The organism is Pseudonocardia xishanensis, assembly GCF_039541715.1.
Classification (GTDB): Bacteria; Actinomycetota; Actinomycetes; order Mycobacteriales; family Pseudonocardiaceae; genus Pseudonocardia; species Pseudonocardia xishanensis.
Genome location: NZ_BAABGT010000046.1, coordinates 1 through 7,207, shown reverse-complemented (window position 1 = coordinate 7,207; position 7,207 = coordinate 1). Strand labels below are relative to the sequence as shown.

8 protein-coding genes and 1 pseudogene are annotated in these 7,207 nt (G+C 67.0%); 3 read left to right on the top strand and 6 right to left on the bottom strand.

Going from position 1 to position 7,207, the window contains the following annotated elements; translation table 11 throughout:
- The first annotated feature begins 136 nt into the window (after positions 1 to 136).
- The 3 genes and pseudogenes from ABD993_RS18515 to ABD993_RS36790 all read left to right on the top strand — a co-directional run bounded on the left by ABD993_RS18515 (position 137) and on the right by ABD993_RS36790 (position 2,446).
- A complete protein-coding gene (locus ABD993_RS18515) occupies positions 137 to 1,516 on the top strand; it encodes an IS30 family transposase (RefSeq protein ID WP_345419673.1) in 1,380 nt (459 codons plus the stop codon).
- 4 nt (positions 1,517 to 1,520) lie between these two features.
- Positions 1,521 to 1,832: pseudogene (locus tag ABD993_RS18510) on the top strand (transposase); the annotation flags it as partial.
- A gap of 425 nt (positions 1,833 to 2,257) precedes the next feature.
- Positions 2,258 to 2,446, top strand: coding sequence for a LysR family transcriptional regulator (locus tag ABD993_RS36790; RefSeq protein WP_425569045.1), 189 nt, complete (start codon positions 2,258 to 2,260; stop codon positions 2,444 to 2,446).
- A 226-nt stretch (positions 2,447 to 2,672) separates the two neighbouring features.
- On the opposite strand, the gene ABD993_RS18500 is transcribed toward ABD993_RS36790, so the two are convergent.
- The 6 genes from ABD993_RS18500 to ABD993_RS18475 all read right to left on the bottom strand — a co-directional run.
- Positions 2,673 to 2,933, bottom strand: a complete 261-nt coding sequence (locus tag ABD993_RS18500) for a hypothetical protein (RefSeq protein ID WP_345419670.1) — start codon at positions 2,931 to 2,933, stop codon at positions 2,673 to 2,675.
- Positions 2,934 to 3,074: 141 nt separating this feature from the next.
- Positions 3,075 to 3,848 (bottom strand): ABC transporter permease, encoded by a 774-nt coding sequence (locus tag ABD993_RS18495; RefSeq protein ID WP_345419667.1) that lies wholly within the window; start codon positions 3,846 to 3,848, stop codon positions 3,075 to 3,077.
- A 59-nt stretch (positions 3,849 to 3,907) separates the two neighbouring features.
- Positions 3,908 to 4,777, bottom strand: a complete 870-nt coding sequence (locus tag ABD993_RS18490) for an ABC transporter ATP-binding protein (RefSeq protein ID WP_345419665.1) — start codon at positions 4,775 to 4,777, stop codon at positions 3,908 to 3,910.
- Complete coding sequence (locus tag ABD993_RS18485; protein WP_345419662.1) at positions 4,774 to 5,793, bottom strand: ABC transporter substrate-binding protein; 1,020 nt, start codon at positions 5,791 to 5,793, stop codon at positions 4,774 to 4,776. Before ABD993_RS18485 ends, ABD993_RS18490 begins: the two co-directional genes overlap by 4 nt.
- A 36-nt stretch (positions 5,794 to 5,829) precedes the next feature.
- Positions 5,830 to 6,645, bottom strand: coding sequence for a mycofactocin-coupled SDR family oxidoreductase (locus ABD993_RS18480; protein WP_345419659.1), 816 nt, complete (start codon positions 6,643 to 6,645; stop codon positions 5,830 to 5,832).
- Between the two features lie 370 nt (positions 6,646 to 7,015).
- Positions 7,016 to 7,207, bottom strand: a 192-nt coding sequence (locus ABD993_RS18475) for a hypothetical protein (RefSeq protein WP_345419656.1), incomplete at its 5' end; no start/stop codon positions are given.

Sequence of the window (7,207 nt, the reverse complement as noted above, 5' to 3'; positions counted from 1 at the left end):
GAGCGATCAGCGAGTTCACCGCCGAGGGTCTTGTTCATCATTCGGATGCCGGGTCTCAAGCCAGTCTCAACCGGTCGTCGCAACACCTCGTAGCGGAGGTGTTGAATTGGGAAGAGAGCCTGGTTGGGTCACGAAAATGACCGGCCGTCCGGCGATGGTGTCTCCTGGGCGCCCGCCCGTCGGGCGTGTCGAGCAACGCCGGACCTTCTGGGCGGCCGTCGCTCGTGGCGTGACGAGCACCGACGCGGGCATGGAAGCCGGCGTGTCGGAAGTCGTTGGGAGCCGGTGGTTCCGCGAACGTGGCGGTGTGATCCCGCAGGCGATCTTCAAGAAGGATTCGGGCCGCTACCTGTCATTCGAGGAACGTGAGCTCATCGCGCTCTGGCATGCCCAGAACGTGAGCATTCGCGAGATAGCTCGTCGCCTCGGTCGACACCCTTCGACGGTATCTCGGGAACTGCGCCGAAACGCCGCCACGCGAGGAGGCACTCTCGCCTATCGAGCGACCGTGGCGCAATGGCATCGGGACCGGCGGGCTGCTCGCCCGAAGACCGCCAAACTGGCGGCGAATCCACGGCTTCGCCGCTATGTCGAACAACGCCTCGCCGGGCATGTGGTCACCGAGGACGGTGTGAGTGTTCCGGGTCCGGCGGTGCCGTTCACCGGTCGCAACCGGGCCCGACGGGCGGATCGTCGGTGGGGTCGGGCGTGGAGCCCGGAGCAGATCGCCGCTCGGCTGCACCGCGACCATCCCGACGATCCCACCATGCGAATCTCGCACGAGGCCATCTACCAGGCGCTCTACATTGAAGGACGCGGCGCGTTGACCCGCGAGCACGTCGCCTGCCTGCGCACCGGACGCGCGCTGCGGGTTCCCCGGTCACGGACCCGGCGGGAGCGCCGCAACAACCGCGGGTTCATCACCCCCGACCACACCCTCGACCGGCGGCCCGCCGAGGTCGACGAGCGCGCCACACCGGGACACTGGGAAGGAGATCTCATCATCGGCCTGAACCGCTCCGCGATCGGCACGCTGGTCGAACGCACAACCCGCTACACCCTCTTGCTGCCCCTGCCGAGAATGGACGGTTTCGGCGTCCAGGACCGAGTGAAGAACGGTGCCCCCCTCGCCGGACACGGCGCGCAGGCGGTCAAAGAAGCGATCATAGCCGCCGTCGCACATCTCCCGGAGAAAATGCGCCGCACTCTCACCTGGGATCGCGGCACGGAGATGGCACTGCATTCAGAGTTGACGGTCGCGACCGGGCTGGCCGTCTACTTCTGCGATCCGCATAGTCCGTGGCAGCGCGGGACGAACGAGAACACCAACGGCCTGCTCCGACAGTATTTTCCGAAAGGCACCGACATCTCCCGATACGGTCCGCGCGAACTGGCCGCCGTCGCCCACACTTTGAACATGCGGCCCCGGAAGAAACTTGCTTGGAGAACCCCTCACGAGGCACTCCAAGCCGTGCTATATTCACCGCACTTGGTCGGTGTTGCGACGACCGGTTGAATTCGCCCAATATACGTCGCTGGCGTTCACGGAACAACTCGCCGAGGCCGGGATCGCCGGCTCGATCGGCACCGTCGGCGACGCACTGGACAACGCGCTGATGGAGTCCACGATCGGGCTGTACAAGACCGAGCTCATCGTTCCGTACGCCCATTCCCGAAACTGGAGTGGTCTTCGTGAGGTGGAGCGGGAGACCGCGGAGTGGGTCCACTGGTACAACAGTGTGAGGCTCCACTCCTCGATTGACTATATGCCGCCGATTGAACGAGAAATGGTATACGCTACCTCCATCGCCCAACAGGGTGCGGTGGCCTGAACGTCAGCCTCACGCAGACCCAGGACGGTTCACACCACGCGCAGGGTTTCGCACCACGAATGGCTCCATGGCGTTGACCTGGCGAACCGAGACTCGTCTCGCGACCTCGGGGACGCGACGGCGAGGCCCCGCTGATCCGTAGCGCGCAAGAGATCTGCATGACGTGCGACTCGAACTGCCCGCAGTTGTCAGAATCGGCAGAACTATGAAGCTCCGCTTCATGCTCATTCGTCGCTTCAGACCCCGGGTACGGCGTCAAATCCACGAATTTGCAGAACAGAGACCTGCTCCTGCTTGAAGTAGAGTTAGACGACGATACGAAGCGCTGCATCCTCAGCTCGAAACTAGTTCGGCCGTTTTAGAGGATCCTTGTGCTCGACATCCGCCGGCTGGCTCTGCTGAAAGCGGTCCTGGACTCCGGGTCGATGACGGCTGCGGCCGAGCAACTCGGCTACTCGCCCTCCGCCGTCTCGCAACAGCTGCGTCGTCTCAAGGGCACGTTGACGGTCGGCACCTTCCCATCCGGACGTTCGGGTCTTGGGGCTCGGACGAGACGCTCCGTCCCGCCGGATCCTGGTGGCACACCTTCAAGACCGGCTCCGCGCACCGGCTGAACTGGCGATGCACCAACTGTTGGTGGAGACATCGCGGGAGTTAGACGAGGGTCTGACCGCACCGGAACCACAGTCCCGTCAGGCGTGGCGGATCCGAAGGCAGGTATCAATCGTCGGTTTGCCAGCGATCCGCCCGCACACCGTCCGCACCCTGGGTAGGCCTTTCAGCTCGGGGAACTGGTCGTCGCGTCACTTCGAGTCGTGCAGCGACGCCCTGCTCGACGCCCTACTGGCTCGGCTGATGCAGGCCACACGACGAGCGGGCGACGCGTCCGGCGACATTCTCGCGAGTTCGCCGAGCAGCGACGACGCGCTTGTGCGGCTGCCAGAGGTGCCCCCGGTGATGGCTCAACCCCGGCCAGGCCCGTCGTCGAAGGCCCAACGGGCAGCCGGCCGCCCGGTCCATGTCCGCGACCTGCGCCTCCGCGACGGTGGAGAACACCTCCTCGGTGATCCCGTCGACGACGTCGATGGTCGCCGTCGACAAGGGCGCGGCCCACTCCGCTCCAGTGTAGAAGCGGTCAGTATCGCCAAGGGCACCGCGGCCTGCGCGTTCCCCAACGTCGTCACGACCCAGACTCCTTAGTCACAGTGCCGATCGCTCACCTGCCGACGTGCGTGCCGCCGGTCACTGCCAGCGGAGGATCCACTTCTCCGCCCGTCCGACCACGAATGCCAGCACCGTCGCGAACACGGCCAACACGAGCAGGACCGCGAACACCCCTCCGATGTTGAAGTTCGTGGCGTTTCGCACAATGGACAGCCCCAGGCCGTCCCGTGCCGCCACCATCTCGGTGGCGACGACGCCGAGCAGCGAGTACGTCACCGATAGCCGCACGCCGGCGAAGATCGCGGGCACCGAGCCGGGCAGCACGACCTTACGGAAGATCGACCAGCGTGGGATGCCGAGCATGCGGGCCACCATCATCATGTCCGTGTCGGCGCTCTTGATCCCGGACTTGGCGTTGAACAGCACCATGAAGAACACGATGGACACCGCCACCGCGACCTTGGCGTTCATGGTGATGCCGAACCAGATCACGAACAGCGGGGCCAGTGCGATGCGCGGGATGCTGTTGAGTGGCACGAGGAACGGCGACACCAGCCGGTCCACCGCGGGCACCGCCGCCAGCAACAGCCCCACGAAGACCCCGAGCGGGATCCCGATGGCCAGCGACACCAGCATGGCGGTCAGCGTCGCGATGAGGTCACTGCCGAGCGCGCCGGAGGCGGCGAGGTCACGCAGTTCCGCCCACACCAGGGAGGGCGAGCTGAAGGTCGACACCGCGACCCATCCCCTTGCCGCCGCCACCTCCCACAACACCAGCGCCCCCACCAGGAGGACGACCGGCCCGCCGACTGACCCGAGCAGGCCCCGCAACCGGCGCGAGCCCTCACCCACTTGCGGCTTCTGCGGGCCGGGGCCCCCCGCGCCGACGGTTGCCGGGAATGCGGTAACACTCACTGCTCCACCGCCAGGTCACGGTCGGGGTCGACGTCTCCCTCGAGGACCTCGAAGAGATTCTGGTAGTTCCGCCGGAACTCCTCAGTGAACAGGATTCGGGACAGCTCGGTCGAGCGAGGCCGAGGCAGGTCGATCGTCCGGTCCACGGCAACGCGGCCAGGCCTAGGGAGCATCACCACCAACCGGTCGGCCAGCAGCAGGGCCTCCTGGAGATCGTGCGTCACGAACACGACCGTCCGGCGTCGCTCCGGGCTCTCGGTCTCCCAGATTCGGAGGAACTCACGCTGCAGGCTCAGCTTCGTGCGCGCGTCGAGCGCCGCGAACGGCTCGTCCATCAGCAGGAGCTCTGGCTCGGTGGCCAACGTCCTCGCGATGGCGGCGCGCTGCCGCATGCCCTGGGAGAGCTGACGGGGGTAGGCGTCTGCGAAGTCCCCCAGGCCGACGAGTTGCAGCAGGTCCTGTGCACGCTCGGACCGCTCGGTGCGGTTGGTCCGGCGGTGCTCCAGACCGAGCTCGACGTTGCTCCGGACGCTCCGCCACGGCAGGAGGCCGTCGCGTGCGAGCATGTACCCGGTCGTGGGGAGTGGCCGGTCCACTGGTCTGCCGCCCACGAGCACCTGGCCTGCCGTCGGCCGGAGCTCGCCGGCGAGCAGATTGAGCAGCGTCGTCTTGCCACAGCCGCTCGCACCGACGAGCGCGACGAACTGGCCGCGAGCAATCTGCAGCGAGACGTCCGTCAGCGCGGTCAGCGTGCGTCCCCGCCGGGTCCGGTCGCGGAACTCCACCGACACACCGACGATGTCGATCTCCCCCGCCGACGGGGGCTCGCTCAGGGTCGTCGGACACTGGGTATGCCCTACGTTCACGGCTTCCACAGGATCTCCTCACAGGTGGGGACCGGCTCTTTCAGCACACCGTTCGCCAGGGCCAGACTCAGCGCCGACCCGATCTGCTCGCAGGTGATTTGCGTGCCGAACTGATCCAGCGGACCGCCCGCCTTCACCACCTCTGCCCTGGTGACGGGCTCGGCGAGGCCGTACTCGCTCTCGAGCAGGCTATCGAGGCCGCCGCTCGGCCCCTGGGCGCGGATGACGCCGTAGGCGTCCTCCATCGCGGCGCAGAATCGCTGGGCCGCGTTGCGGTTGGTTGCCAGCCAGTCCGCGGGAGCACCGAAAGCCGTGTAGATCGCCTGACGGTACTGATCGGGTGCGTTGTCCGCGAAGCCGAAGACGATCTTCCCTTCGCCCGAGCCGACGAGTGCCTGGTTGGTGAACGGCGAGGCGACGAGCGCGTCGATCTGGCCCGCTCGGAACGCGGCGACGGCGGGCGCACCCGCGCCGACCGCGATCGTGGAGAACGCCCGTGGGTCCTGTCCCACCAGCCCGACGATCGACTGCAGGGCCCGGTCGTTGGAACCACCCAGGGCGGCGACCCCGACGACCTTCCCGCTCAGCGCCGCCGTGGTCGCGCGGTAGTCCGTGCCCGCCGCCACGGGCACCCCGCTGTCAGCGCGCACCACGATTGTGGCCCAGTCCCGCTGGGTCAGCCCGCAGAAGGGCTGCAACTTCTGACCGCGTTGGAACGCGGTGGCGTAGAACACCGGGGTCTGGAAGGCGACCTCGATGGACTTCGAGGCGAACGCGGCGTTCAGCAGGTCGGTCTTGGTCTCGACCTGCTCGACTGCGATCCCGTGCTTCGCGAAAAGGCCGTCGCGCTCCGCGATGACGATCGGCAACGTGGCGGCGCCACCGGTCTGCAGCCCCAGCTGGATCGGGATCAGATCCGACCCGCTCCCTGTGGTATCCGCGACGGTTCCACACCCCGCACCAACCACTGCGGTCACCATCCCGCACACCAGCCATCCGAAACGTCGGACGTTCATCGTTGTCCTTCCTGCGGTCCGCTAAGACCAGCACCTTCAGCCGGTCAGGAAACCGGAGTCGACGGGAATCAGGGCACCGGTGACGTAGCGCGCCTCGTCCGAGACCAGCCACGCCACCGCGTCCGCGATGGCCGACGGGGGAAGGGTCTGCGAACCCTCGAGGGCAGCACGGGCTCCGCGGTCGAGGCCCCGGGGGAAGTACTCAAGCGAACGCTCGATCGTCCCGCCCTCGTGCATAGCGGTGGACACCGAGCCCGGGTTCACCGTGTTCACCCTGATGTCATGCGGTCCGAGCTCGCGGGCGAGCACCTTCATCAGCATCTGGATGCCACTCTTGGCGGCGCAGTAGGCGACGGCGCCGGGCTGCGGCACCACGGCGTTGACCGACGAGGTGAACACCACGGCCCCACCCCGAGCACCCGCGACGATTTTCGGCACGAAGGCCTTCTGTACCTTCCAGGAGCCGGTCAGCAGGACATCGATACTCTCCTGCCAGGACTCCTCGGGAAGCTCCCAGCTGTTGCGGTCCACGGTCCAGATCCCGTGGTTGACGACCAGCGCGTCCACCCGGCCGAACTCGGCGACGGCCTCGTCAGCCAGTGCGGTGAGTGAGGTCAAGTCCCGGGCGTCGGTCACCCGACTGAGGCAGCGCCGGTCGAGGGCCTCGACCTGTGCGGCCGTCTCCTTCAGGTCTTCCGGGGACGCCGGCGGGGTCAGTGGATAGGCGAGGTTACTGCAGATGTCGAAGGCGACGATGTCCGCGCCCTCCGCCGCCAGGCGGACCGCGTGGGCCCGGCCCTGGCCGCGGGCCGCGCCCGAGATCACTGCCACCTTGCCGTCAAGCCTGCCCATGATGATCTCCGCTCTCAGTGGGGGCGGATTCCTCGGAGCCGAGCTCAGCCGGGACGACACCGTGTCTTCGACCGAGGGTTGCCATGCGCCATGCGCTCACGGACCTTCCTCACTGCTGACGTGGTCGATCATGGGAGCCGGTGCTGCGATCACGGTCTCGGCATGCGCGAGATCGCGGACCAGCCGGATCCACCGGCTGCCCCTAGGGGTGGGCGACAGGTTTCCGCAGCTGTTGACGTAGGTCTCAGATCTCCGTGCCGGCGTGGCCGAGGCATTCATCTATTGGTCCAATCCATGGCACGGCGAGCGACTCGCGTCCGTGGGGTCAATACTGACTGTTCCGGCGTGCCGCCCGTCATCCCCGAGGCCGTCACGAGACGGAACTCGCCGAGGCGAGCAAAACGACGGCATGGCTGATGTCGACCGGCTCGACGACCTCCTCCGAGAGGCTGTTGGTGAACGTGCCCAGCGGGCAGGTTCGACGCGAAGAACCTGGTAGTCCTGGCGGATTCCATCGGTCGTTGCGAATCTCCAGGATGGGAGATTCGAATGCCGCGGTTCG

Bases quoted from the DNA above. Each gene is read 5' to 3' on its own strand.
- ABD993_RS36790 (WP_425569045.1), top strand. From the start codon at position 2,258: ATGACGGCTGCGGCCGAGCAACTCGGCTACTCGCCCTCCGCCGTCTCG.
- ABD993_RS18515 (WP_345419673.1), top strand. From the start codon at position 137: ATGACCGGCCGTCCGGCGATGGTGTCTCCTGGGCGCCCGCCCGTCGGG.
- ABD993_RS18485 (WP_345419662.1), bottom strand. From the start codon at position 5,793: ATGAACGTCCGACGTTTCGGATGGCTGGTGTGCGGGATGGTGACCGCA.
- ABD993_RS18480 (WP_345419659.1), bottom strand. From the start codon at position 6,645: ATGGGCAGGCTTGACGGCAAGGTGGCAGTGATCTCGGGCGCGGCCCGC.